Genomic DNA, 23,106 nt, shown 5'->3' with positions numbered 1-23,106 from the left:
GTTCACTGGAGGCCGGCGGAAGAACTGCTGGAAGTCGACGAGTTCGCCAGCGTGCGCAGGCCGATTTGGAACATAAACGCGTGGCTCAGCGTGGGCGGTGCGGTGCCCGCCGAATAGCTATACGAAGTTACGTAATTCGCCGCCAGCACGAAGCAATCGTCGACATAGCCGGCACCGAGCACATATTGGTTGATCTTGTTGGCCTCGAGGTCCCAGCGCGCCGAGCCCGACACCACCCAGTTGGTCGCGACCTTCAGCGAGCCCGTCGTCAGGATGCCTTCGCGGCGGGTCAGATAGCCCAGCTCCGGCTGCTCTGCGTAATTGCCGTACAACACGCTGACCGACCAGCGATTGAAGTTGGCGCGGCCTTCCGCCTCGAAGCGCTGCACGTTCCAGGTCTGCTCGTCCATGCGGGAGCGGACGCTGAACGTGTAGGTGCTGTTCGGCGAGTAGTTGGCGCTCGCAACGTAATCCGACCGCGGCTTGTCGAGGCCGGAATCGCGGCCGGTATTGATGGCATCCTGCACCGTGAAGGAGTTCAGGCCGAACAGGTGATAGGACTGGCCGAACAGCACCTTGACGGCGCCGCCCCTGTCGAACTGCGTGGTGGACTGCACGCCGACATTGGCGCGGCCGCCGCCCTCGACGCGGTCATAGCCGGAGAACTTGTCGACGTTGAACAGGTTGGAGGTGTCGAACACCAGGCTCTGGGCGTCCTCGTTCGGCAGCCTGCCGGCATAGGTCTCGTTCGGCCGGATGATGATCTGCGCGATCGGCTCGAGAGTCGTCGAGCCCCAAGGCTGAACGTTGATGAAGGGATAGCGGTACTCCAGGCCCACGGTCGGCATCAGGCGGAACGCCTCGGTGTCGCCGACGGGCAGGTAGTTCGACACGCCGGGCTGGTTGGAGACCGAGGACTTGATCGCGTCGGCGCGCAGGCTCGCGAACGGCGTCCAGATCTGGCCGAACGGGTCGGTGAAGGACTTGCGCCACTGCGCTTCCGCGGTGAGGCGGGTGTAGGTGCCGGGGAAGCCGCGCAGCAGGCACTGCGAGGGCAGGCGCGCCAGCGGATCGGCCGATGCCGTGGTGCACAGGCTGTTGGTGTTGGCGAGCGTCGTGATCGGGTCGAACACCGCATCGTCGCGCGACAGGTTCACGAAATTGGTCTTGTAGCTGACCTCTCCGCCGAAGACGGGATAGTTGAGCACGTTGGAATAGTCGATCACCGGGTAGACGATCGGCACCTGGCTCTGGTTGCCCGAATAGCTCAGCCAGTACATCGTGCGCGCATCGAAGAAGCTGCGGTTGCCGACGCCGGTCAGATAGAGCTGCGACAGCGCTTCCGTCGGCAGCAACAGGAACGAGCCGAGCGGATCGCGGTACTGATAGAGCCGGTAGTCCGAGAAGAAATAGTAGTCGGACATCAGCACGCCGTCCCAGCCCCAGACCCATTTGTCGTTGAGGGCGAACTGACCCTTGGTGTCGATGGCGCCGCGGAACTCGCGGTCGCCGGGCTGCCCGGCGAATGCTCCGGGATCGAGCTGGTAGATGCCGTAGGCGCGGATCTGGTAGGCGCCGTCGATCAGGCGCTGGCGGAATTCGCCCTGCAGCAGCGCGCCCTGTCGCGACAGGAAACGGGGGGTGATGGTTGCGTCCATGTCGGGCGCGATCGCCCAGTAATAGGGAACCTCGACGCCATAGCCCGTTCTGTCCGTGCCCGAAATATAGCCCGGCATCAGGAAACCGGATTTACGCTTCACGGTCGGGTCGGGCGTCGAGAAATAGGGCATGTAGGCGAGCGGCACGCCGAAGAACTCGATCTGTGCCGTCTCGAAATACAGCATCTTCTCCTGCTGGTCGTGGATGATGCGGGCACCCTTGACCTGCCACAGCGGCGGCTTCTTCGGATCGTCCTTACACGGCGCGCAGGCCGTGTAGACGCCGTTCTCGAACACCGTGTAGTTGCCGCTGGAGCGGTCGGCGCGGCTCGCGGCCATGCGGGTCTGGTCCGCCGTATCCACGCGCAGCGAATCGACGAAACCGTCGCGGTAATCGTCGGAGAGATCCAGGATCTCAGCATAGGTGATCTTGCCGTCGGCATCCGTCATGCGGATGTTGCCTTCGGCATGCAGCCGCTTGGTCTTCTGGTCGTAGATGACCCGGTCGGCCTCGACGCTGGTGCCGTTGTAGAACAGCTGCACGTTACCGACCGCGGAGACGCGCGAATTGTTGTAGTCGTAGTCCACCTCGGTGGCCTGAACCAGCATCTGGTTGTCGTTGGGTGCCCTTGGCGGCTTCGGACGCGGCGGCAGCGGATTGTAGGTGAAGCTCTGGGCCTTCGCCGGCGCCACCGCGGCAGCGTCGATCAAGCCGCCAAGCGAGGCAGCCGCAGCGACGGCAATCAGGAGCCTGCGGACGGACAAGCCACGCTCGTTCGCGCGCACCCATGTGCGCCGCGTCAAACGAGACACGAGCCCTCGGCGGACGGCAGTCACTATCCGTCCTCCTGATAGAGCAAGGCCAAAAAGCCGGTGAGGCCGCCCACCACAACGGGCAACCACGCCGCAGCGATCGGATGCATCAACTCAGCCTTGCTCAAGTCCTCAGTTACTTTCGACAGAACGTAGAGCAGAAAGCCTGCGCCCACGCCACTCAAAACCATCTTCTGCACGCCGCCCATCCGGAAGAAGCGCAACGACACGGAGGCCGCGAGCATCACCATGGCGACGAGCAAAAACGGCTGTGCCAGAAGCTTCTGATACTGGAGTCGGTATCCGGCTGTCGCGAAGCCCGAGCTTTCGGAGGAGCGGATGTAGCTCGGTAGTTGCCAAAAGGACACAGTCTCGGGGGTGGAAAAGCTGTTGCGGACCTGCGCCTCGGTCAGGGTGGTTGGAATCTCCAGGGTGGCCTGGTCGATTGGCGGTCCGTCCAGTGAGAAGCGGCGGACGCCCTTGAACAGCCAATGGCCGGCCTCCAGCGTCGCCTCGCGTGCCTCAACGCGTTCCCTGAAGTGCTGCTCTGTGTCAAACCGGAACAGCGTGAGACCGGTGAGCCGGACACCCTGCTTCTCGCTGCGTGCCGCGTTGATGATGGTCTGGCCGTCGCTGGTGATCTGATTGAGCCAGAACCCCGAAGCATCCTGGATGCCGCCGCCGGGCGCCGAGCCGAACAGCTCCGCCTCCATGCGCTTGGAGAGTTCGCGCAAGTTCGCCGACATCGGATTGTAGGCGACGGTGGCGATCACGCCGATCAACAATGCGCTGCCGAGCGCCGGCGAGATGAACTGCCAGGCCGAGATGCCGGCGGCGCGCGCGACCACCAGCTCGAGCCGGCGGGAGAGGGCGAGGTAGCAGGTCATGGCGCCGATCAGCATGCAGAACGGCGTCAGCTTCTCCAGAAGTTGCGGCACCCGGAACAACGAGGTCTCGGCCACCATGAGGGCCGAGGCCGAGGCCAGCCCCGAGGTCTTGCGCACCATCTCGATGTAATCGACCAGCACCAGCAGCAGGAAAATGCCGCCGAAGACGCCGAGCGCTGCGACTACGAAGCGGCCGGCGAAATAGCGCCCGAGTGTGTTGGTGAGCATGCTCATGCGGTGGCCGGCCGACCGAACATCCGCGCGATCCGCGCGTTCGATCTGTTGATGGCCTCCATGAGGCGGGGAGGCGGCTCGACAACGAAACCGCCAATGATCATCGCGAGTCCGATGCCGATGGCGCCCACGACCATCGCATATTGCACCAGCACCGCGCCCGGCGATTTCACCGCCATCACCGAGCAGGCGAAGCCGGCCATGCGCAGGCCGAACACCGCGACGATCGATGAGGTGATCGAGAAGTTGCGGCTCTGGCGGGTGGTGCGCGGCGCCCCCAGGAATGCGAAGGTCAGCACGGCAAAGGCGAAGGGATAGATCGGCGCCAGGATGCTGTCGTGCAGGGCCGAGCGGAACTGGCCGGGAATCTGCTTGTAGACGGGGTCGTCCTCGGACGGCGCGAACAGCTCCCACAGATAGCGCTCGCGGATGCCGAGGGTGACGTCGCGGCCCTGGCCCGAGAATTTCGACATGTCGAAGCCGTAGCGGCCGAACGCCACCAGCGCGGGATCGCGCTTGCCCGCCTCGAAGCGCTGGAGATTGCCTTTCTCCAGCACCAGGAACGAGCCGGTCTCGTTCTTTACGACCTCGCCGTGCTCGGCGACGATCGAGACCCGCTCGTTCGGATCGCGGCGGTCGTCGATGAAGATGCCGGCGAGGATGCCGCCGGGCTGGCGCTCGCGGATTCGGATCGTCAGGTTCTTGTCAAGCTGGGCGAAGCGGCCGGGCTGCAGGATGTTGGTGAGCACGTCGGCGGTGATCTCGGCGTCCCACTGCTTGATCCGCCGCATGCCGTCGGGGGCGAGATAGGCCGCGATGAAGGCGACGAGGAGCGCGACCACGCAGGTGGCGTAGAAGAACGGATAGAACAGCCGGAACGGCGAGAAGCCCGCCGCATTCATCACGATGATCTCGGAATCGGTCGCCAGCTTGTTCAGCGTGTGCGAGATCGCGATCATCAGCGCGATCGGCGAGATGATCAGGACCAGGGCCGGGATCACGAGGCTGGTGATGCCGAGGAAGGTGAGGATGGTCTGACCCTGGCTCGTCATCAGGTCGATGCCGCGCAACGCCTGCGTAATCCAGATCACGCCGGTGAGGCTGACCAGGACCAGCGCAAACGACGCCAGCGTCGTGCGGAAGATATACCTATCGATCGACCCCATGCGCTACCGCACAAACCCACCAAGCCCCCAATGTCGGCCGGAATTCCGGCTGCCCGACCAACCCCCCATTTCAAGGGGATCCCCAAGGTCGGCCAACAGCTCTTCCGCCAGCTCATTCTCTCACTACCATCCCTTTGATCCGTCAACAAAATGGCTGCCCCGTGGCACCCTCGTTACATGGTTAATATTTCGCCCGTTGTGGCGCCGCGGCCACGGCGGTGCTTGGCATCGGCCGGGCGGCTGGCCCATAGTGGGGGAAGCCTCAGTGAATCGCCGTTCAGCTCCGGTTGTGGCTGGAACTCCCGAACGACGAAAAGCCCCATGTTTTGGAGGAGTTATCCATGTCCGATGCCATCAAGGTCGGCTTTGTCCCGTTGTCTGCCGCCCCTCGTGGCATCCTGGTCGTGTTTTGCGACGACGGCCTGAAGCTCGGTCCGGCGACGGCCAAGGCCCTCGGCGGCGCTGCCGAGATCGTGAAGCGCGCGGCGGCTGCGGCCGCCTTCAAGGGCAAAAGCGGGGCTGCACTGGACATTCTGGCGCCGGAGGGGGTGAAGGCAACCCGGCTGATTGTGATCGGCGCCGGCAAGGCGGCCGGCCTCAAGGTCAACGATTTCCTCAAGTTCGGCGGGGTGGCCGCCAGCAAGCTGCCCGCCGGCACCAGCGCCATGACCATCCTGGCGGAGCTGCCCGGTGGCGCCATGACGAGTGAGCAGGCGGTTGCGATCGCCTCGGGCCTGCGCTTACGCGCTTACAAGTTCGATCGCTACAAGACCAGGAAGAAGGACGGCGAGGAGGGCGGCGCGCGCGCCGACGTCTCGCTTGCGGTCGGCGATGCCGGTGCGGCGAAGAAGGCGTTCGCCGCAGCCGGCCATGTCGTCGACGGCGTGATCATCGCGCGCGACCTCGTCAACGAGCCGCCGAACGTGCTTTTCCCGGAGGAGTTCGCCCGCAGAGCGGGTCAGCTCCGCAAGCTCGGCGTCAAGGTCGAGGTGCTCGACGTCAAGGCGATGCAGAAGCTCGGCATGGGCGCGCTGCTCGGCGTCGGCCAGGGCTCGGCGCGGCCGAGCCGCACCGTGATCATGCGCTGGGACGGAGCCAAGAAGGGCGAGGCCCCGGTCGCCTTCGTCGGCAAGGGCGTCTGCTTCGACACCGGCGGCATCTCGATCAAGCCGGCCGGCAGCATGGAGGACATGAAGGGCGACATGGGGGGAGCTGCCTGCGTCGTCGGCCTGATGCATGCGCTCGCCGCGCGCAAGGCGAAGGTCAACGCGGTCGGCGCCATCGGGCTCGTCGAGAACATGCCCGACGGCAACGCGCAGCGGCCGGGCGACATCGTCACCTCGATGTCGGGACAGACCATCGAGATCATCAACACCGACGCCGAGGGCCGCCTCGTGCTCGCCGACGTGCTCTGGTACGTCGCCAAGAAGGTGAAGCCGAAATTCATGGTGGACCTTGCGACGCTGACCGGCGCCATCATGGTGGCGCTCGGCACCGAGCATGCCGGCATGTTCTCCAACAACGACGAACTGGCCGACCGGCTGCTCACGGCCGGCATCGAGAGCGGGGAGAAGGTCTGGCGCATGCCGCTCGGCCCGGAATACGACAAGCTGATCGATTCCCAGTTTGCCGACATGAAGAACACCGGCGGCCGCCATGGCGGCTCGATCACCGCCGCGCAGTTCCTGCAGCGCTTCGTCGACGGTGTGCCCTGGGCCCATCTCGACATCGCCGGCACCGCGATGGGCGCGCCGAAGACCGACATCAACCAGAGTTGGGGAAGCGGCTACGGCGTCCGCCTGCTGGACCGCCTGGTCGCCGACCATTACGAGCGCAAATGACCCGACATGACTGAAGTGCTGTTCTACCATCTGCAAAACATGACGGTGGAGAATGTGTTGCCGCCGCTTCTCGAGAAATCGCTCGAGCGCGGCTGGCGCGTCGTGGTGCAGTCGACCTCGGAGGAGCGCGCCGATGCGCTCGACTCGCATTTGTGGACCTATCGCGACGATTCATTCCTGCCGCACGCGACATGGCGGGTGAACGATGTTGCGGACCAGCCGATCGTGCTGGCGATCGAGGGCGGCAATCCCAATGGGGCAAATGTCCGCTTCCTGGTCGACAACGCCGCGCTGCCGGAGGACGCCCAGGGCTATGAGCGCATGGTGCTACTGTTCAACGGCGACGATCCCGACGCGCTTGCGCTCGCCCGCACCGCCTGGACGGATTGCAAGGCGCGGGGATTTGATGTCACCTATTGGCAGGCCGACGACCGCGGCCGGTGGCAGAAGCGCAATTAGCCGCAATTAATGATAATTTGCACTTTTCGGGCGATGCTGACTTCGGCCACCTTCATGCCGCAAAGGGATGTTGGGACAATCGCTTAGGGCTGGTCCTTCACGTGGGGAATTCGTTTATCGTGCGACATCAAAAGCTTCCCGGCTCGCTCTTGATTGCGTTGGCTGCCGTAGCACCGCTGGTCGCGGGCTGCGCGGGCGGGGCCGATTTGCTGTCGAAGGATGCCGAATGGTTCCAGAAACCCGGCCGTCTCTTCATCAAGAATATCTCGATCGAATCGCCGCCGCTGACCCCGGACAAGCCGGTCGGAGCTGAGGATCTCGTCAGCGCCAACGGCGCCTGTCCCGGCATGGCGCCGCCGCCCGGACCGGCCGATGCCAATGCCTCGACGACGCCCGCGCCGATCGGCGGCACGGTCGCGCTCGGCCACACCGAATGCGACGTGGTGCGCGGCATCGGGGCACCCTCGAGCGTCAATCTCTCCAACGATGCCATCGGCCGCCGCGTCGCCGTCGTCACCTGGACCACCGGTCCGCGCGCGGGCGTCTACACGTTCACCGCTGGACGTCTGTCCTCGATCGAAGGCAATCCGGACCCGCAGCCGGTGCCGAGGGCGGCCAAGCCGAAGAAGAAGCAGGCGTAGGCGGAGATCGCCTCCGCCGCAGTGAAACGGAACAGCCGTCGCTCCAGGACATCAGCGGGGCCGGCCCGATGCAAAGCCGGGTTAGCGGCGCCCTCAGTGGATCGGCTTGGTGCGCAAGCGATCAGGCTGGCGAACGCGCAAGCGGCCCTTCATCTTGAAGCCGTCACGCATATTGAGACCGAGCAGAACGATGTTCGTTGCTCCGGCGGCCAGTTCGAGAGCCTGCACGGCGTAGAACGTGGTGTCGAACTCCGCGGCCTTCGCCTTGGAGGCAAGAAACAACGCGGCGGGAATCAGAACCAGGATGCCGTTGCCGGCAATGAACGGCATGCGTTTGATCTTCGCACCGATTAGGCCGGCGCGCCGCTGCTTTGCCAGGACGAATCCCGAGCCTCCCGTCGCCGCAAGCATCGGAATGAGCAGCAGGAAGCCCCACGGTATGGCGGTCTTCACCATGGCGATGGTCTCGTGTGACGCAAACAGCTCGGTGAGAGCCGTGGAAAGCCAGAAAGTCGCAATGGTGATCAGTGCGACCGCTCCCGCGACCGGGTGGATGATCTTGGTCATGGGTCTGCCGTTTTCGAAGCGAGCTAAGCGACGCAGATGCCGGGCACTGCGACTTTCTGGAACAGGTGCGGGGAGGCGACCGCGGATGCAGGGTAAGCCGAGATCTTCGACCTGAACTCGGGGTGCGTGAACGCAGCCCGGAAGTCGGCGGTCGATTCCCAAACCGCATAGTTCAGATAGGTGGGGCTTTCGCCAATCGCTCGGTGAAGCTGGGTGGAGATGAAGCCCGGCTGCCGCTTCATGAAGGCGGCATCGTCCCGCCAAGTCTGGAGAAAGCTTTGTTCGTCGGTTTTGTCTAGGGCGAAAAGATTCACCAGCACCACGGGGCTGGTGTCGATGCCGAGCTGACGCTCGATGGGAAAGTTCGGGTCCAGTGGGCTTAGGGGCGCCATGACGAACTCCGTCGATATGGTTTTATGGTGTCAATGTGGTACTATGGTGAATCTAGTAATTTGACATCATGATGTCAATCATATTCTATGGTGACGGATGCGGAAATCCCTGCGAACGCCGGCCGGCGATGCTCTGACGAACCTCATGCTTGACTTGTTCCGGCTGAACAGCCTGCTCCTGACCGCAGGGGACCGCTTGGTGGCCCGGCTCGGGCTCACCAGCGCCCGCTGGCAGATTCTCGGCGCCATCGTGCAGGCGGAGCGACCGCAGCCGGTGGCCTGGCTCGCCCGCGATCTCGGCGGCAATCGCCAGAACGTGCAGCGGATCGTCAACGACCTCCAAGCGGAAGGCCTCGTTGCTTTCGAGGCCAATCCGCACCACCGCCGGGCGCAGCTCGTCGTCCTCACCGACAAGGGGCGGCGCGCTTTCGATGCCGCCATGGCTTTGCAGGCGCCGTGGGTCAACAGCCTTTCCGAAGGGCTTGCGGTCAAGGATCTGCAAACGGTTCATCGCATCGTCGCGGCACTCCGCAACAAGCTCGAGAGCGAAGCTGAGGCGCAGACGTAGCGCTTGAGCGAGCGGCAAGGTCGGGCGACGCCCGAGCCGCGCAGGTCATCAAGGCGCTTTGCGGCCCTTGATCGCAGTCGCCGAAGCATGAAAGGTGATCGCGCCGCTCGCGCTTGCCGGCAGTCGCGCCTGGAGCCGACGTTTGAGCTCCGCACCCTCGGCCTCCGATAGCTTTGCCACGACGCCGGTCGGGCTGCTCACGACCATGGACAGCCAGTAGTCGTCGAAGTCAGAGAACGTTCGCTCGACCACCAGCTCGCGCGTTTCGATGTCGCGCAGACCGAGCTCCGCCCAGAGCGCCTTCAGCGCCTCGAACCGCGAGATGTCCGCACTCGGCGGCCGCGCTGCCGGGATGCCAAGCGCATCCAACTCCTCCCACAATGGTTGCGTGGGCGTGCCGCCGCGCAAAATGTCCCAAGTGTAGGACGCGACCAAGCCGCCGGGTTTGGTGACGCGGACCATTTCCGCGGCGCCCTTGCGCGGATCGGGGACGAAGAACAACACCAGTGCCATCACGGCGATGTCGAAGCGGTTGGGCTCATAGGGAAGGGCCATCGCGTCGCCGATCGAGAGTTCGACCTGCTCTGCCGCCAACTTTTCGCGCGCAGTGGCAATCTGGGCATCGGAGGGATCAATTGCGCAAACCGACGAAGGGGCCGATCTTGCAAGAAGGAGTTCGGTGAACGCGCCGTTGCCGGCACCGACATCCACCCAGGCCAGTCCCGGACGGGGCGCGAGCCAGTCCAGGAACAAATTGCCGGCCGATCGGCTCCAGGGCGACATGAAGCGCTCGTAAGCCGCGCCGTCGGTGAACTTGATCGGTTCGGGTGACGACATCCGGGATCTCCTTCAAAATTGGCGCTTCAAAATATGCTTTGGCAGAAAAGTCAGCGCTGCATCGTACCATAAAGCCGCATGACGTGCGACGCGCCGCAGCAGATGCGCCTCCAGCGCGTAGCGCTGGTCGCGCGCCCCGGAATGCGCTTTGATGGCGCAAACAACAATCCGGAGGAAACAAATGCGGTTCATTGCTCTCTTATCGGCGCTGCTCTTGTCGTCTGGCGCGGCATTCGCGCAGGACTATCCGACCCGGCCCATCACCATGCTGGTTCCATTCGCCGCGGGCGGGCCGACCGACACCATCGCGCGCCTGACCGCGGCCGGCATGGCGAAATCGCTGGGACAGCAGGTCATCGTCGAGAACGCGACCGGCGCCGGCGGTACCATCGGCACGACCCGGGCCGCGCGCGCCCAGCCGGACGGCTACACGCTGCTGATCCATCATGTCGGCATCTCCACAGCGGCGACGCTGTATCGCAATCTCAGCTACGACACCAAGACGGCCTTTGCGCCGATCGGGCTCGTCACCAACGCGCCGATGACCATCATTGCGCGGCCCGATTTCCCGGCCGACACGCTCAAGGAGCTGGTCGCCTATGCCCGGCAGCAGGGCGACAAGTTGACCTATGCCAATGCCGGCCTGGGGGCGGCCTCGCATCTGTGCGGCATGCTGTTCATGACCGCGATCCAGAAGCAGCTCACCACGGTGCCATACAAGGGCAACGGCCCGATCATGAACGATCTGCTCGGCAAGCAGATCGATCTCACCTGCGATCAGGCCACCAACACCACCGGGCCGATCACGGCCAAGCAGGTCAAGGCCTACGCGATCACCACCAAGGAGCGGCTGAAGAGCCTGCCCGATCTGCCGACGGCCGACGAGGCCGGCCTCAAAGGCTTCGAGCTCGGTGTCTGGCACGGCATCTATGCGCCCAAGGGCACGCCGCCGGCGGTCGTTCAGAAGCTGACGGCGGCGCTTCAGGCGGCGCTCAGGGATCCCGCGCTCATCGCCCGGTTCAACGACATCAATACCGAGCCGGTCCCGCAGGACAAGGCGACGCCGGAGGCGTTAGGGGCGACGCTGACGAGCGAGATCGACCGCTGGGCGCCGATCATCAAGGCGGCCGGGCAATACGCGGATTGAGCTAATGCGATCCGCCGGGTGTGCCGGCCGAGCGGGCAAAAAGCAGCTTCATCAATAGGTCGCATACCGGTGTTCTAACACCGGTACTGTGCATGGGGTTGTTTTGCACGTTTGGTCGGAGCGGCTCGCGGAGGAGCGCTAGCCCGCCGCCTCGTCAAACTGCGTGCTCGCTTCGAGCCATTGCTCCTCCGCGCGCGCCAATGCGTCGGCCGCGTTGGCGCGCGCCTTCGACAGCTGCGCGGCCTGTTTTGGATCGCGCGTAAAAATGTCGGGCAGGGCCAGCGCCGCGTCGATCTTGGCAATGATCTCGCTGACGCGGGCGATCTCGGCCTCGGCTTCGGCGATGCGCTTCTTCAAGCCTCCGCGATTGTCCGCTTTCGGCCGTTGCGGCTTCTCAGGCGGCGCACTGCGCTCGCGCGGGGCCTCGGCGTTGCGCGTGGACAGCACCAGACGGCGATATTCGTCGAGATCGCCCTCGTAATTGGTCACGGTGCGGTCGGCGACGATCCAGAGCCGATCGGCGCAGGCCTCGATGAGGTAGCGGTCGTGCGAGACCATGATCACCGCGCCGGGAAACTCGTTGATCGCTTCTGCAAGCGCGCCGCGGCTGTCGATGTCGAGATGGTTGGTCGGCTCGTCCAGGATGATCATGTTGGGGCCGAAGAAGGTCGCAAGGCCTAGGAGAAGGCGCGCCTTCTCGCCGCCTGACAATTTGCCGGCCTTGGTGTCGGCCGCCTTGCCGGAGAAGCCGATCGCGCCGGCGCGCGCCCGCACCTTGGCTTCGGGCGCATCGCCCATCAGCTTGCGGACGTGGTCGTAGGCGGAGGCGTCCTCGTTGAGCTCATCGAGCTGGTGCTGCGCGAAATAGGCGATCGACAGCTTGTCCGCGCGCGTCACCCTGCCGGAGAACGGCGCAAGACGCCCGGCGAGCAGTTTTACCAGCGTCGACTTGCCGTTGCCGTTGGCGCCCAGCAGCGCGATGCGGTCGTCGTTGTCGATGCGCAAGGTGACGCGGCCCAGCACCGGGCTCGCCGGGTCATAGCCGACCGAGGCGTTGTCGACGGCGATGATCGGCGGCGACAAGATCTTCTCCGGTGCCGGGAAGCTGATCTCGCGCACGTCCTCGGTGACCAGCGCCGTGATCGGCTTCAGCCGCTCCAGCATCTTGACGCGCGACTGTGCCTGCCGGGCTTTCGAGGCTTTGGCCTTGAAGCGGTCGACGAAGGCCTGCAGGCGGGCGCGTTCGGCCTCCTGGCGTTTGACCGCCTTGGCATCGAGCAGCTCGCGCGCGGCGCGCTGCTCCTCGAACGAGGAATAAGAGCCCTTGTAGAGCGTGAGCTTGCCGCGCTCCAGGTGCAGGATCTGGTCGACCGAGCTTTCCAGGAGGTCGCGGTCGTGGCTGATCACGATCACCGTGCGCGGATAATGCGCAAGGTGATCCTCCAGCCACAGCGTGCCTTCGAGGTCGAGATAATTGGTGGGCTCGTCGAGCAGCAGAAGGTCGGGCGCCGCGAACAGCGTTGCGGCGAGCGCAACGCGCATGCGCCATCCGCCGGAGAACTCGGCGCAGGGGCGAAGCTGATCGGCGGCGGAGAAGCCGAGGCCGGAGAGGATCGCGGCCGCGCGGCTCGGCGCCGAGTGGGCGTCGATGTCGACGAGGCGGGTCTGGATCTCGGCGATGCGGTGCGGATCGGTCGCGTGCTCGGCCTCGGTCAGCAGCGCGTCGCGTTCGAGGTCGGCCTTGAGCACGACCGAGATCAGGCTTTCGGGACCGTTCGGCGCTTCCTGCGCAAGGCTGCCGATGCGCCAGCGCGGCGGCAGGGTCACCGAGCCGTGCTCGGCCCCAAGCTCGCCGCGGATCACCTTGAACAGCGTCGACTTGCCGGTGCCGTTGCGTCCGACCAGGCCGACACGCGATCCGGGCGTGATCTGCACGGAACTCTGGTCGATCAAAAGGCGTCCGGCGAGGCGGATGGAGAGGTCGGTGATGGCGAGCATGCGGCCTTGTCACCGCAAGGCGCGGCGAACGCAACTCGTTTTTCCGTTAGTGCGTCTCGCGCTCGCGCCGCTGCAGCTCGTTCAGGAGCTGCTCGAGATGGGTCGGCAGGCGCGGCTCGGGCCGGAGGCTCTGCTGCAGCCGCTCGCCCACGGCATCGCAAATCGAGCGGCTGGTGCGCCGGTCGATCTGTTCGCTGTCATTGGCCAAAAGCCCAGCCATTGCAAGGTTCCGTGTTCTCGAAGTAAGGACACCGTACCAAGTCATTGCCGGCTAGATGGTTTCGCTGGCTGTGGGAAAAGCCGGGCATTCTCGTAAAAATTGTATGAGCGGCGCCTTGTACGCTCAAGGCAAAGCCCCCGGCGAGGGGGGCGCCGGGGCTTCTCTTGGAAGCTACCTTGGGGGGCTTAGGTAGCCTTCGGAAGGTGCTGACGGGCTCAGTAGCAGCGGTTGATCAGCCGCCAGCGGGGTCCCCAGGGGGTCGGGACCAGCCGGCGCACATAGCAGCCGCCATAACCGTAGGACACCGGACCGCCAGCGTAGAAGCGGGGTCCGCCCCAGCCATGGCCGTGGTGATGGCCGTGATGATGGTGCGCGTGCCCGTGGTGCCGGCCGCCGCCATGCCCGCCGCCTTGCCAGTGGGCGGAGGCCGAGGTCGGTGCCAACGCAGCTCCCAGCGCGACCGCGGCGACAGCGGCAAGCGAAAGTTTCCTCAACATGGTTATCTCCTGAAGACTGCCGGCGCGGGGCGATCGCGCCGATGGAAAGGCCGCCGAAACGGTCGCCTGGGATCAGGCTTCGGTTTCGATGGGCCCGACCTTACGCCGGGGAAGCTGAACCGGATCCTGACGGCGGTTGCAGATTGGGTTCATCTGGGTGAAATTGTTGTCATCCAGCGGATCGGGAGCCATCCCTGCGCGGAAACCGCCTGTGAGGCCGTGCCGCGGTCGCTTGCCGTCCGGCAAAGGCGCCGATATAAGCCCCGCAACCCCGAACCCCCCGCTTTCTCCCCAAGGACAAGATCATGGCCATCGAACGCACTTTCTCGATCATCAAGCCCGACGCGACCGAGCGTAATCTGACCGGCGCGGTCAACGCCGTGATCGAGAAGGCGGGCCTGCGCATCGTCGCGCAGAAGCGCATCCGCATGACCAAGGAGCAGGCCGAGACCTTCTATGCCGTTCACAAGGCGCGCCCCTTCTTCGGCGAGCTGGTGACGTTCATGACCTCCGGCCCGGTCGTGGTTCAGGTGCTGGAAGGCGAGGGCGCGATCGCCAAGTACCGCGAGGTGATGGGCGCGACCGATCCGTCCAAGGCCGCCGAGGGCACCGTGCGCAAGCTCTACGCCAAGTCGATCGGCGAGAACTCGGTGCACGGTTCGGATGCGCCGGAGACCGCCGCGATCGAGATCGCGCAGTTCTTCTCGGGTAACGAGATCGTCGGCTGATCCGGTCCGCAGGTTAGAGGCGACGGGCGAAGGAACTCATTGTGGACTGGCTCTGGCAGATCTTCGATCCCGCTACGATCGGGACGTTCTTTACCCAGTTCCGCAACGAGATGGCCGCACCGACTTTCTGGATCGCGGTCGGCAAGATCATCTGGATCAACATCCTGCTCTCCGGCGACAACGCGCTGGTGATTGCACTCGCGTGCCGCGGTCTGTCGCCGCGGCATCGGCTCTGGGGCATGATCTTCGGCGCCGGCGCAGCGGTGATGCTCCGGATCATCTTCACTGGCGTCGTCGCCACCCTGATGGAGCTGCCGTACCTCAAGCTGCTCGGCGGCCTTGCGCTGATCGTGATCGCGGCAAAGCTCCTGGTGCCGGAGAACGAGGACGAGAACGACGTAGACGCTGCCGCGCATCTGTGGCACGCCATCCAGATCGTCGTGGTGGCCGACATCGTCATGAGTCTCGATAACGTCATTGCGGTCGCTGCCGCGGCCAATGGCAGCGTGCCGCTGCTGATCCTCGGCCTTACCATCAGCGTGCCGCTGATCGTCGCCGGCGCCGCGCTGATCATGGCACTGCTCACAAAGCTCCCGGTGCTGGTCTGGGCCGGTGCGGCACTGCTCGGCTGGATCGCGGGCGAGGTGATGGCAACCGATCCCGGGGTCACGCCGCGGCTGCACGCGCTGTTCGAGGGGCCGTTCGGCGCCTCGCTCGACGCCATGCTCGGGGTCTTGCGAATCCCGCCGCAATTCCGCCATGGCGGGGCTGGCGGCGAGTATTTCTGCGCCGTGCTCGGCGTCGTCGTCGTGCTGGTGGTCGGCACCATCTGGCGCCGGCGCAGCCTGATGCAGGCCGCGCTCGAATCCTCTGAGCGCCACGCCAAGGCTTCGGCGGAATAGAGTTTTCCGAGGATTGTGCTGTTCAGCTCTCCCCCGCAGGGCGAGGTGAGCACTCACACCGCCAATGTCAGCGCCGCACGATCGCTCCCGACCGACCCACCAGGCGGGCGAGCTGACGGAAGCGGCTGCCGACGCGGTCGGCGACGAGGTCGCCGAGCCGGTGCTCGAACACCAGCATCAATTTGCGGCCCTGGCTGCGGAAATGCGTGGCTGGCAGGACGCCGGGACGTGCGGCCGAGATCAGATGCGCGACGCGGAACGCAGCGCCCAGGAGGCGGGCGCGTTCGAGCTGGGCCGGCGTCAGCAGCTCCTGCATGGTGACCGGCGGCTGGTTTTCCTCGCTGAGGCCGGCATAGCGATAGAACACTGACAGGCCGACGAAGGCGCGTTCGATGTGGGTGATCGCGCCGAAATTGCCGTTGACAACGAGGCTGAGCGTCTGCTCGCCGCGATGATCGGGATGCACGCGCCAGCCGATGTCGGAGAGCAGGCACGCGGTGTGGCGGAGGCGGCGGTCCTCTTCTGTCTCGCGAAGCTTGACGACGCGTACCAGGCGGTCGGTCCAGGCAATCAGCTCGCGCGCGTGCCTGGCCGAACGCGACAGCAGCTGGTTCAGCTCCTCCGCCGCGCAGATCAGCCCGTCCTTGTTGCGTTCGGTCTCGGGCAGCTTCTCGTGCAGCAGGCCCTCGCGCACGCCGAAGGTGGAGAACACGATGTTCTTTGGCTTCGCGACGCGGATGATGTGTTCGAGCACCAGCGCCGCATAGGTGAGGAGAGGGCGCCGCGCATCGGCGACGATCTCGATGTCGGCAAGCATGTCGGCGGCGGCGAGGCGCCGCAGGCGGCGCGAGAAGTCGAGCGCCTCGGCAGCCGGAATGGAATAGCCGTGCATCACCTGGAGCGGATAGCCGCTCTGGATGATGTGGATGCGCGCGAGCGCGCGCCAGGTGCCGCCGACGGCATAGAAGGTGCGACCGCGGCCGGCAGTGAGTAACTGGACCCCGTCGATCTCCTCGCGCACGATGCGGTCGGCGCGCTTGAGCGATTTGTGGGCGAGGTCCTGCAGTGCGAGGCCGCCGAGCGGCAGCGTCACGCCGCTGCGTACGGCGTTCCTGCGCACGTCGATCAGCTCGAGCGAGCCGCCGCCGAGGTCGCCGACGATGCCGTCTGGATGATGGATGCCGGAGATCACGCCGAGCGCAGACAGTCGTGCTTCGCGCGGGCCCGACAGGATCTCGATCTTCACCGCGCAGATCCGCTCGGCCCTGGCGATGAAATCGGGGCCGTTGGAGGCGTCGCGGCATGCGGCGGTCGCGATCGCGAACACGCGTCCGACCTTCATCACCCGGCACAGCGCGCGAAACCGTTTCAGCGAGGTCAGCGCCTTGTCGATGGCGTCGGGCGCGAGCAGGCCCGTGCTCTGCACCTCGCGCCCGAGGCCGCACAGCGTCTTCTCGTTGAAGATCGGGATCAGGCTGCGGGCCAGCGCCTCGTAGACGACGAGGCGGACCGAGTTGGAGCCTATGTCGATAACCGCGACGCTCGAGCCGCGCTTGCGCGGCCGCTTCACGTCGCAAATCCCCGATCAGGATTGATGACGTTCGTTCCGGCGCGTGAGACGACGCGGCGAGGATTCCTTGAGCGACTTTCCACGGCCAGACAGACTCGGATTCGTCATGAAGTAGTTGTGGACGTTGAAAGGCTCCTCGCCCTTCGCGGTCTTCATACGCGTTGAAGACCCGTCCGGCAACAACTGCCAGCTCTGCTCATTGTCCTTCAGGTTCGCGACCATGATCTGTTCGAGAACCTGCTGATGCACCGTCGGATTTTGCAGCGGACACAGCACCTCGACGCGGCGGTCGAGGTTGCGCGGCATCATGTCGGCGGACGAGATATACACAGCCGCTTTCGCGCTTGGCAGTCCCTGGCCCATGCCGAAGCAGTAGATTCGGCCATGTTCCAGGAAGCGGCCGATGATCGACTTGACGCGGATGTTCTCCGACAGACCGGGAATGCCGGGCCTGAGGCAGCAGATGCCGCGCACCACGAGCTCGACCTGGACACCGGCCTGGGAGGCTTCGTAGAGCGCATCGATGATATCAGGGTCGACCAGCGCATTCATCTTCATCCAGACCGCGCCGGGACGGCCATGCCGCGCATGTGCGGTCTCGCCCTGGATGTGCTCGATGATACGCTTGCGCAAGGTCAGCGGCGATACCGCCATCTTTTCCAGATCGCTCGGCGCGGCATAGCCGGTGATGAAATTGAACACGCGCGCGGCATCGCGGCCGATCGTCGGGTCCGAGGTGAAGTAGGAGAGGTCGGTGTAGATGCGCGCGGTGACCGGGTGATAATTGCCGGTGCCGGTATGGACGTAAGTCGTCAGGCTGCCGCCCTCGCGGCGCACCACCATCGAGAGCTTCGCGTGCGTCTTCAATTCGAGGAAGCCGTAGACGACCTGCACGCCGGCGCGTTCGAGATCGCGTGCCCAGCGGATGTTGGCTTCTTCGTCGAACCGCGCTTTCAGCTCGATCAGCGCGGTGACTGATTTGCCGGCTTCGGCCGCTTCGGCCAGCGCGCGCACGATCGGTGAATTGTTGGAGGTGCGGTAGAGCGTCTGCTTGATCGCAACGACGTCGGGGTCTCGCGTGGCCTGCTGCAGGAATTGCACGACGACGTCGAACGACTCGTAGGGATGGTGGACGATCAGGTCCTTCTGCCGGATCGCGGCGAAGATGTCGCCGCCATGCTCGCGCACGCGTTCGGGGTGGCGCGGCACGTAAGGGGTGAATTCGAGGTCGGGCCGGTCGAGGCGGGTGAGCTGCGAGAGCTCGTTCATCGCCTGCACGCCGTCGACCAGGAAGATCTCGTCGTCGGCGGCCGAGAGCGCGTGCTGCACGAAGCTGCGCAGCTGCTCCGGCATCTTGGCGTCGATCTCGAGCCGGATCACCGATCCGCGGCGGCGGCGCTTCAGCGCGGTCTCGAACAGGCGGACGAGATCTTCGGCCTCTTCCTCGATTTCGAGCTCGGAGTCGCGGATGATCCGGAAGGCGCCTTGGCCGTGCAGATTGTAGCCGGGGAATAGGCGGTTGATGAACAGGGCGGTGGCCTGCTCTAGCGAGATCAGGCGCACCGTGCCATCCGCCGGCAGGCGGATGAAGCGGTCGATCTTGCCGGGCATGCGGATCAGCGCGTTCATCTGCTTGCCGTCGGCGGCGCGCGTGAGCTGCAGCGCGATGGTGAAGCCGAGGCTTGGAATGAACGGGAAGGGGTGGGCCGGATCGATCGCCAGCGGGGTCAGGAGAGGGAACACGTTGTGGAGGAAGTAGTCCTCGATCCAGGTTCGTTCCGCCTTGGTGACGTCCTTGCCGTCCACCAGCACGATGCCGACCTCGGCCAGCGTGCCGCGCAGGTCGCGCCAGATCGCCTGCTGATCGGAGGCGAGCTGGGAGACGGTGCGGTTGATCAGCGCGAGCTGCTCCGACGGCGTCAGGCCGTCGGGGCTGCGCTCGGCGATGCCCTCGCGGACCTGGGCCTTGATGCCTGCGACGCGGACCATGAAGAACTCGTCGAGGTTATTCGCTGAAATCGACAGGAATCGCACCCGCTCCAGCACGGGGTGGCTCGGGTTGACCGATTCCTCCAGGACGCGGCGGTTGAAATGCAGCCAGGACAGCTCGCGGTTGATGAACCGCTCGGGGCTGGACGCGATCGCCGGAAGGCTCTCGGTTTCCGGGGCTTTCTCTTTCGTTTCAACAGCTTGCGCAGAGTCCATCAGAAGTCGGTCCATCCAGTTCACCCCAATTGCGACTCAAGCGCAAAAATCGGCGGGAGCATGTGTTAGAGCGATGACGTTTCGATGACATTGATGTTCCGCCCTCGCGCCGCGTCAAGCGGACTTCGGGGAGGGCCTGCGAGCCGGTCAGGCGTCCCGGAGCAGCTCGGCGGCCAGCGCCCGGGTGACGGGACGGCCGAGCCGCAGGGCTTCGCTGTCGAGCAGCTCGACGGCCCGCCGGGCGGCGGCCGAGGACCGTTCCAGGCGCGTCGCGAGGTAGCCGACCACGCTCTCGTCCACATTGAGCTGACGGTCGGCGCAGAACTTGACGATGAGGCCGCGGAACAGCTGGTCGTCGGGCGGCATCAGCGTGACCACCGGAACGGCCCGCAGGCGCGAGCGCAGGTCGCGAAGCTCGATCGGAAGCACGGCCGGCGCCTCGCGGCCGGTGAACAGGACGTAGGCGCCGTCCTCGCGGGCGAGGTTCATCAGGTGAAACAGGGCACGCTCGTCGAAGTCCCCAGCCTTGAGATCCTCGACGACCAGCGCGCCGGTGACGAGCGCGCCGGGCACGTCCGTCGCGGTCAGCGCATTGGCGGTGGTCGAGCGGGCGCCAGCTTCCTCGGCCCAGATCGCGGCGAGATGGCTCTTGCCGCTTCCCTCCGGACCCGCCAGCCACATGATCCGGTTCGGCCATTCCGGCCAGCCGTCGATGAGGCCGAGGCCGGCCGCATTGGCGGGGCCTTCGAGGAAGTTGTCCCGGCTGAGGCTCTCCGCATGCGGAAGCGCAAACGCCAATTGTCGGGGATGAACACGGCCTGCCACGCTTGCTTTGCTCCATGCCGGCGCGCCGGCCCGCTTGTAGAGATTCGACTTGATGGTGCGGGACTTGGCCTTTTGCTGGGCCGCTTCCCCGCTCATTTGGCCTCGATCGTGCTCATGTGCCGCAGCCACTCGACGAGATAGAGCGACACCGAGGAGAGCGTGAAGACCGTGACGAGACCCATCAGGATGATATCATAAGGCGCGGGCTTGAAGCCGAAGGCAAGCGCCGCCAGCACCAAAGCTGCGAACGCTACTTGTGCCACCGTGTTGAGCTTGGAGACTTTCGACGGCTTCATCTCGACCGGCCGGTCGAACAACCAGGACACGATCACGGCGGCGACAATCATGATGTCGCGCGAGACCACCAGGATCACAATCCAGCGCGGGATCGCGCCCCAGATGCCGAGCGCCATGTAGATCGAGACCAGCAGCGCCTTGTCGGCGAGCGGATCGAGCAGGGCGCCGAGCTCGCTCGTCATGTTGAAGCGCTTGGCCAAAAAGCCGTCCACGGCATCGCTGATGCCGGCGATCAGGAAGACGGCGAACGCCACCTCCATTTGGCTCGACACGATGGCCCAGACGATGATCGGGACCAGCATGATGCGGCCCAGGGTAATGATATTCGGAATACTCACGCAGCGCTTCCCGGCACCGGTTCTGACCTCAAATCCGGCCCGTTACAGGCTGAACCGGTTGATATGTCTACATAGTATAGCGGGGAGCGCCATGCGAGCCATTGCGCGTCCCCGGAATTCGACGTAACCAGCCGCAAACCCACTGGAAATCGGGCATGACCGACCGCAAAAACGGCCTCACTTACGCCGATTCAGGCGTCGATATCGACGCGGGCAACCGCCTGGTCGACCTGATCAAGCCGATGGTGCGCGCCACCGCGCGGCCGGGCGCCGATGCCGAGATCGGCGGCTTCGGCGGCCTGTTCGACCTCAAGGCGGCCGGCTTCAAGGACCCGATCCTGGTGGCCGCGACCGACGGCGTCGGCACCAAGGTCAAGATCGCGATCGAGACCGGCCTGCATGGCGGCATCGGCATCGACCTCGTCGCCATGAGCGTCAACGACCTCGTGGTGCAGGGCGCCGAGCCGCTGTTTTTCCTGGACTATTTCGCCTGCGGCAAGCTCGACCCCGAGGCCACGGCCGCCATCGTCGCGGGCGTTGCGGAGGGATGCCGCGAATCCGGCTGCGCTTTGATCGGCGGGGAGACCGCCGAGATGCCCGGCCTCTACAAGGACGGCGATTACGATCTCGGCGGCTTTGCCGTCGGCGCCGCCGAGCGCGGTACCTTGTTGCCGCGCAAGGACATCGCCGCGGGCGATGCCGTGATCGGTCTCGCTTCGTCCGGCGTACATTCCAACGGCTTCTCGCTGGTCCGCAAGATCGTCGAGCAGTCGGGCCTCGGCTTCGAGGCGCAGGCGCCGTTCGCGCCGGTGATGACGCTCGGCGGCGCGCTGCTGACGCCGACCAGGCTCTACGTCAAATCCTGCCTGCGCGCGATCCGCGAGACCGGCGCGGTGAAGGGGCTCGCCCACATCACCGGCGGCGGCTTCACCGACAACATCCCGCGCGTGCTGCCGAAGCATCTCGGTGTCGGCATCGACCTGGCACGCCTGCCGGTGCTGCCGGTGTTCAAATGGCTGGCTGCGCAAGCCGGCATCGCCGAGCTGGAAATGCTGCGCACCTTCAATTGCGGCATCGGCATGATTGCGATCGTCGAGCCCGACAAGGTCGACCAGGTGATCGAGGTCTTCACCGACGCCGGCGAGACCGTGGCCCAGCTCGGCACCGTGATTCCCGCCGAGGGCGAGCATCGCGTCGTCTATAACGGCCACCTCGACATGGCACTATAATGACTGGCGCCGTGATGAAGCGCCGCGTCGCCATCCTGATCTCCGGGCGCGGCTCCAACATGGCTGCGCTGATCAGGGCCGCCGCTGCCGCGGATTTCCCGGCGGAGATCTCGCTCGTCATTTCGAACAAGGCCGATGCGCCCGGACTCGAACGCGCGAGGGCGAGCGGCGTGACCACCGAGGTGATCGAGAGCAAGCCGTTCGGCAAGGACCGCGCCGGCTTCGAGAAAGTGCTGCAGGCGGCGCTCGATCAGCACGGTATCGAGCTGATCTGCCTCGGCGGCTTCATGCGCCTGTTCACGGCGGAATTTACCAAAGCCTGGTACGGGCGGATGCTCAACATCCATCCCTCGCTGCTGCCGTCATTCCCCGGCCTCGACCCGCACGGCCAGGCGCTACGCGCCGGCGTCAAGCTCTCCGGTGCGACGGTGCACTTCGTGATCCCCGAGACCGATGCCGGCCCGATCGTGATGCAGGGCGCGGTGCCCGTCAGCGACCACGACACGGCGGATACGCTATCGGAGCGCATCCTCGAGGTCGAGCACCGCATCTATCCCGAAGCGCTGCGGCTGCTCGCGACCGACAAGGTCCGGATCGATGGCGATGTGTGCAGGACGGAGGGAAGCGCAGCGTCGGAGAATTTTCTGGTGGCGCCGGTGGTGGGCTGACGCTTGATCGATGTAATCTGCTGCGTCGCCGTTGCGGACATATCCGTAGATTCTGAAGCCCGCGGTCGTTTCCTCCCCAGCAAACCCAGGGCAATCGCATATGACTTGTGGCGGAGGTCGGCGCGCACGCCTCGTCCTTCGAGACGGCGCTGACGCGCCTCCTCAGGATGAGGCTAGTCAGCGTCAGTGCCCGTTGAAACTGCTGCCGCGCACTCCGCCCTCATCCTGAGAGCCTGACCGAAAAAAAGGTGAGCGGCTTTAGCGGGCTTGTGATTCCTTCGGATTTGCAAAGATTCGAGGGAGGACACCATGCCGTGGACCAAAGCCGCTCGTATCAAGTATCAGCGCAGTGGACTGCGTTACGCAAGCGATCTGACCGATGCCGAATGGGCGCTGATCGCCCGGAAGATGCCCCCGCG

At 65.2% G+C, this 23,106-nt stretch carries 23 protein-coding genes and 1 pseudogene; 10 read left to right on the top strand and 14 right to left on the bottom strand.

Annotation, left to right across the window (positions count from 1 at the left end):
* Window positions 1–2: 2 nt before the first annotated feature.
* The 3 genes from P0R31_RS20450 to lptF are packed head-to-tail and all read right to left on the bottom strand — an operon-like array spanning window position 3 to window position 4,758.
* The gene (locus tag P0R31_RS20450) at window positions 3–2,495 is read right to left on the bottom strand and encodes an LPS-assembly protein LptD (protein WP_275515869.1); all 2,493 of its coding nucleotides are present in this window, start codon (window positions 2,493–2,495) and stop codon (window positions 3–5) included.
* Window positions 2,495–3,592, bottom strand: a complete 1,098-nt coding sequence (gene lptG / locus P0R31_RS20445; RefSeq protein WP_275515868.1) for an LPS export ABC transporter permease LptG — start codon at window positions 3,590–3,592, stop codon at window positions 2,495–2,497. Before lptG ends, P0R31_RS20450 begins: the two co-directional genes overlap by 1 nt.
* A complete protein-coding gene (gene lptF, locus P0R31_RS20440) occupies window positions 3,589–4,758 on the bottom strand; it encodes an LPS export ABC transporter permease LptF (protein WP_275515866.1) in 1,170 nt (389 codons plus the stop codon). The genes lptG and lptF overlap by 4 nt, the downstream gene beginning before the upstream one ends.
* Window positions 4,759–5,099: 341 nt before the next feature.
* Here lptF and P0R31_RS20435 point away from each other — a divergent pair, with 341 nt between their 5' ends.
* From P0R31_RS20435 to P0R31_RS20425, 3 genes are all read left to right on the top strand, one after another.
* The gene (locus tag P0R31_RS20435) at window positions 5,100–6,599 is read left to right on the top strand and encodes a leucyl aminopeptidase (protein ID WP_275515865.1); all 1,500 of its coding nucleotides are present in this window, start codon (window positions 5,100–5,102) and stop codon (window positions 6,597–6,599) included.
* Window positions 6,600–6,605: 6 nt separating this feature from the next.
* Window positions 6,606–7,058, top strand: coding sequence for a DNA polymerase III subunit chi (locus P0R31_RS20430; RefSeq protein ID WP_036000609.1), 453 nt, complete (start codon window positions 6,606–6,608; stop codon window positions 7,056–7,058).
* 158 nt (window positions 7,059–7,216) lie between these two features.
* Window positions 7,217–7,699 (top strand): hypothetical protein, encoded by a 483-nt coding sequence (locus P0R31_RS20425; protein ID WP_275516086.1) that lies wholly within the window; start codon window positions 7,217–7,219, stop codon window positions 7,697–7,699.
* A 93-nt stretch (window positions 7,700–7,792) separates the two neighbouring features.
* On the opposite strand, the gene P0R31_RS20420 is transcribed toward P0R31_RS20425, so the two are convergent.
* Both P0R31_RS20420 and P0R31_RS20415 read right to left on the bottom strand, forming a co-directional pair.
* On the bottom strand, window positions 7,793–8,266 hold the full coding sequence (locus tag P0R31_RS20420) for a hypothetical protein (protein ID WP_275515863.1): 474 nt from the start codon (window positions 8,264–8,266) through the stop codon (window positions 7,793–7,795).
* A gap of 23 nt (window positions 8,267–8,289) precedes the next feature.
* Entirely contained in the window at window positions 8,290–8,658 is a 369-nt protein-coding gene (locus tag P0R31_RS20415; protein ID WP_275515862.1) for an antibiotic biosynthesis monooxygenase family protein, read from the bottom strand.
* Window positions 8,659–8,755: 97 nt separating this feature from the next.
* Between P0R31_RS20415 and P0R31_RS20410 the strand changes: the two genes are divergently transcribed.
* Window positions 8,756–9,226: a MarR family winged helix-turn-helix transcriptional regulator gene (locus P0R31_RS20410; RefSeq protein ID WP_275515861.1), complete on the top strand. Its 471-nt coding sequence runs from the start codon at window positions 8,756–8,758 to the stop codon at window positions 9,224–9,226.
* Between the two features lie 48 nt (window positions 9,227–9,274).
* Here P0R31_RS20410 and P0R31_RS20405 read toward each other — a convergent pair whose 3' ends face one another.
* Both P0R31_RS20405 and P0R31_RS20400 read right to left on the bottom strand, forming a co-directional pair.
* Entirely contained in the window at window positions 9,275–10,063 is a 789-nt protein-coding gene (locus P0R31_RS20405) for a class I SAM-dependent methyltransferase (protein ID WP_275515860.1), read from the bottom strand.
* 12 nt (window positions 10,064–10,075) lie between these two features.
* On the bottom strand, window positions 10,076–10,255 hold the full coding sequence (locus P0R31_RS20400; RefSeq protein WP_275515859.1) for a hypothetical protein: 180 nt from the start codon (window positions 10,253–10,255) through the stop codon (window positions 10,076–10,078).
* Between P0R31_RS20400 and P0R31_RS20395 the strand changes: the two genes are divergently transcribed.
* Complete coding sequence (locus P0R31_RS20395) at window positions 10,245–11,210, top strand: tripartite tricarboxylate transporter substrate-binding protein (RefSeq protein ID WP_275515857.1); 966 nt, start codon at window positions 10,245–10,247, stop codon at window positions 11,208–11,210. The genes P0R31_RS20400 and P0R31_RS20395 overlap by 11 nt on opposite strands.
* 138 nt (window positions 11,211–11,348) lie before the next feature.
* On the opposite strand, the gene P0R31_RS20390 is transcribed toward P0R31_RS20395, so the two are convergent.
* The 3 genes from P0R31_RS20390 to P0R31_RS20380 all read right to left on the bottom strand — a co-directional run bounded on the left by P0R31_RS20390 (window position 11,349) and on the right by P0R31_RS20380 (window position 13,925).
* Window positions 11,349–13,208, bottom strand: a complete 1,860-nt coding sequence (locus tag P0R31_RS20390) for an ABC-F family ATP-binding cassette domain-containing protein (RefSeq protein ID WP_275515856.1) — start codon at window positions 13,206–13,208, stop codon at window positions 11,349–11,351.
* A gap of 46 nt (window positions 13,209–13,254) precedes the next feature.
* Window positions 13,255–13,428 carry a hypothetical protein gene (locus P0R31_RS20385; protein WP_165936166.1) on the bottom strand — a complete coding sequence of 58 codons (174 nt, stop codon included), beginning with the start codon at window positions 13,426–13,428 and terminating at the stop codon, window positions 13,255–13,257.
* Window positions 13,429–13,643: 215 nt separating this feature from the next.
* Complete coding sequence (locus tag P0R31_RS20380; protein WP_074447892.1) at window positions 13,644–13,925, bottom strand: sulfur globule protein precursor; 282 nt, start codon at window positions 13,923–13,925, stop codon at window positions 13,644–13,646.
* Between the two features lie 305 nt (window positions 13,926–14,230).
* Here P0R31_RS20380 and ndk point away from each other — a divergent pair, with 305 nt between their 5' ends.
* Window positions 14,231–14,653, top strand: a complete 423-nt coding sequence (ndk, locus tag P0R31_RS20375; RefSeq protein WP_275515853.1) for a nucleoside-diphosphate kinase — start codon at window positions 14,231–14,233, stop codon at window positions 14,651–14,653.
* Window positions 14,654–14,694: 41 nt separating this feature from the next.
* The gene (locus P0R31_RS20370) at window positions 14,695–15,555 is read left to right on the top strand and encodes a TerC family protein (RefSeq protein WP_275515852.1); all 861 of its coding nucleotides are present in this window, start codon (window positions 14,695–14,697) and stop codon (window positions 15,553–15,555) included.
* A 67-nt stretch (window positions 15,556–15,622) separates the two neighbouring features.
* Here the strand turns inward: P0R31_RS20370 and ppx are convergent, their stop codons facing one another.
* The 4 genes from ppx to P0R31_RS20350 form a co-directional block, all read right to left on the bottom strand.
* Complete coding sequence (gene ppx, locus P0R31_RS20365) at window positions 15,623–17,125, bottom strand: exopolyphosphatase (RefSeq protein ID WP_275515851.1); 1,503 nt, start codon at window positions 17,123–17,125, stop codon at window positions 15,623–15,625.
* Window positions 17,126–17,140: 15 nt separating this feature from the next.
* A complete protein-coding gene (locus tag P0R31_RS20360; protein WP_275516085.1) occupies window positions 17,141–19,330 on the bottom strand; it encodes an RNA degradosome polyphosphate kinase in 2,190 nt (729 codons plus the stop codon).
* Window positions 19,331–19,477: 147 nt separating this feature from the next.
* Complete coding sequence (locus P0R31_RS20355; protein WP_275516084.1) at window positions 19,478–20,155, bottom strand: DnaA ATPase domain-containing protein; 678 nt, start codon at window positions 20,153–20,155, stop codon at window positions 19,478–19,480.
* A gap of 92 nt (window positions 20,156–20,247) precedes the next feature.
* Window positions 20,248–20,790: a CDP-alcohol phosphatidyltransferase family protein gene (locus P0R31_RS20350; protein ID WP_025035876.1), complete on the bottom strand. Its 543-nt coding sequence runs from the start codon at window positions 20,788–20,790 to the stop codon at window positions 20,248–20,250.
* Between the two features lie 155 nt (window positions 20,791–20,945).
* On the opposite strand from P0R31_RS20350, the gene purM reads away from it, so the two are divergent.
* The 3 genes and pseudogenes from purM to P0R31_RS20335 form a co-directional block, all read left to right on the top strand.
* Window positions 20,946–22,019 (top strand): phosphoribosylformylglycinamidine cyclo-ligase, encoded by a 1,074-nt coding sequence (gene purM / locus P0R31_RS20345; protein WP_275515850.1) that lies wholly within the window; start codon window positions 20,946–20,948, stop codon window positions 22,017–22,019.
* 14 nt (window positions 22,020–22,033) lie between these two features.
* Window positions 22,034–22,687 carry a phosphoribosylglycinamide formyltransferase gene (purN, locus tag P0R31_RS20340; RefSeq protein WP_275516083.1) on the top strand — a complete coding sequence of 218 codons (654 nt, stop codon included), beginning with the start codon at window positions 22,034–22,036 and terminating at the stop codon, window positions 22,685–22,687.
* A 309-nt stretch (window positions 22,688–22,996) separates the two neighbouring features.
* A pseudogene (locus P0R31_RS20335) lies at window positions 22,997–23,106 on the top strand (IS5/IS1182 family transposase); the annotation flags it as partial.

Origin of the sequence: Bradyrhizobium yuanmingense (assembly GCF_029167105.1) — a bacterium.
Taxonomy (GTDB): domain Bacteria; phylum Pseudomonadota; class Alphaproteobacteria; order Rhizobiales; family Xanthobacteraceae; genus Bradyrhizobium; species Bradyrhizobium yuanmingense_A.
The sequence above is the reverse complement of the archived record's forward strand: the minus strand, read 5'-3'. Positions and strand labels throughout refer to the sequence as shown.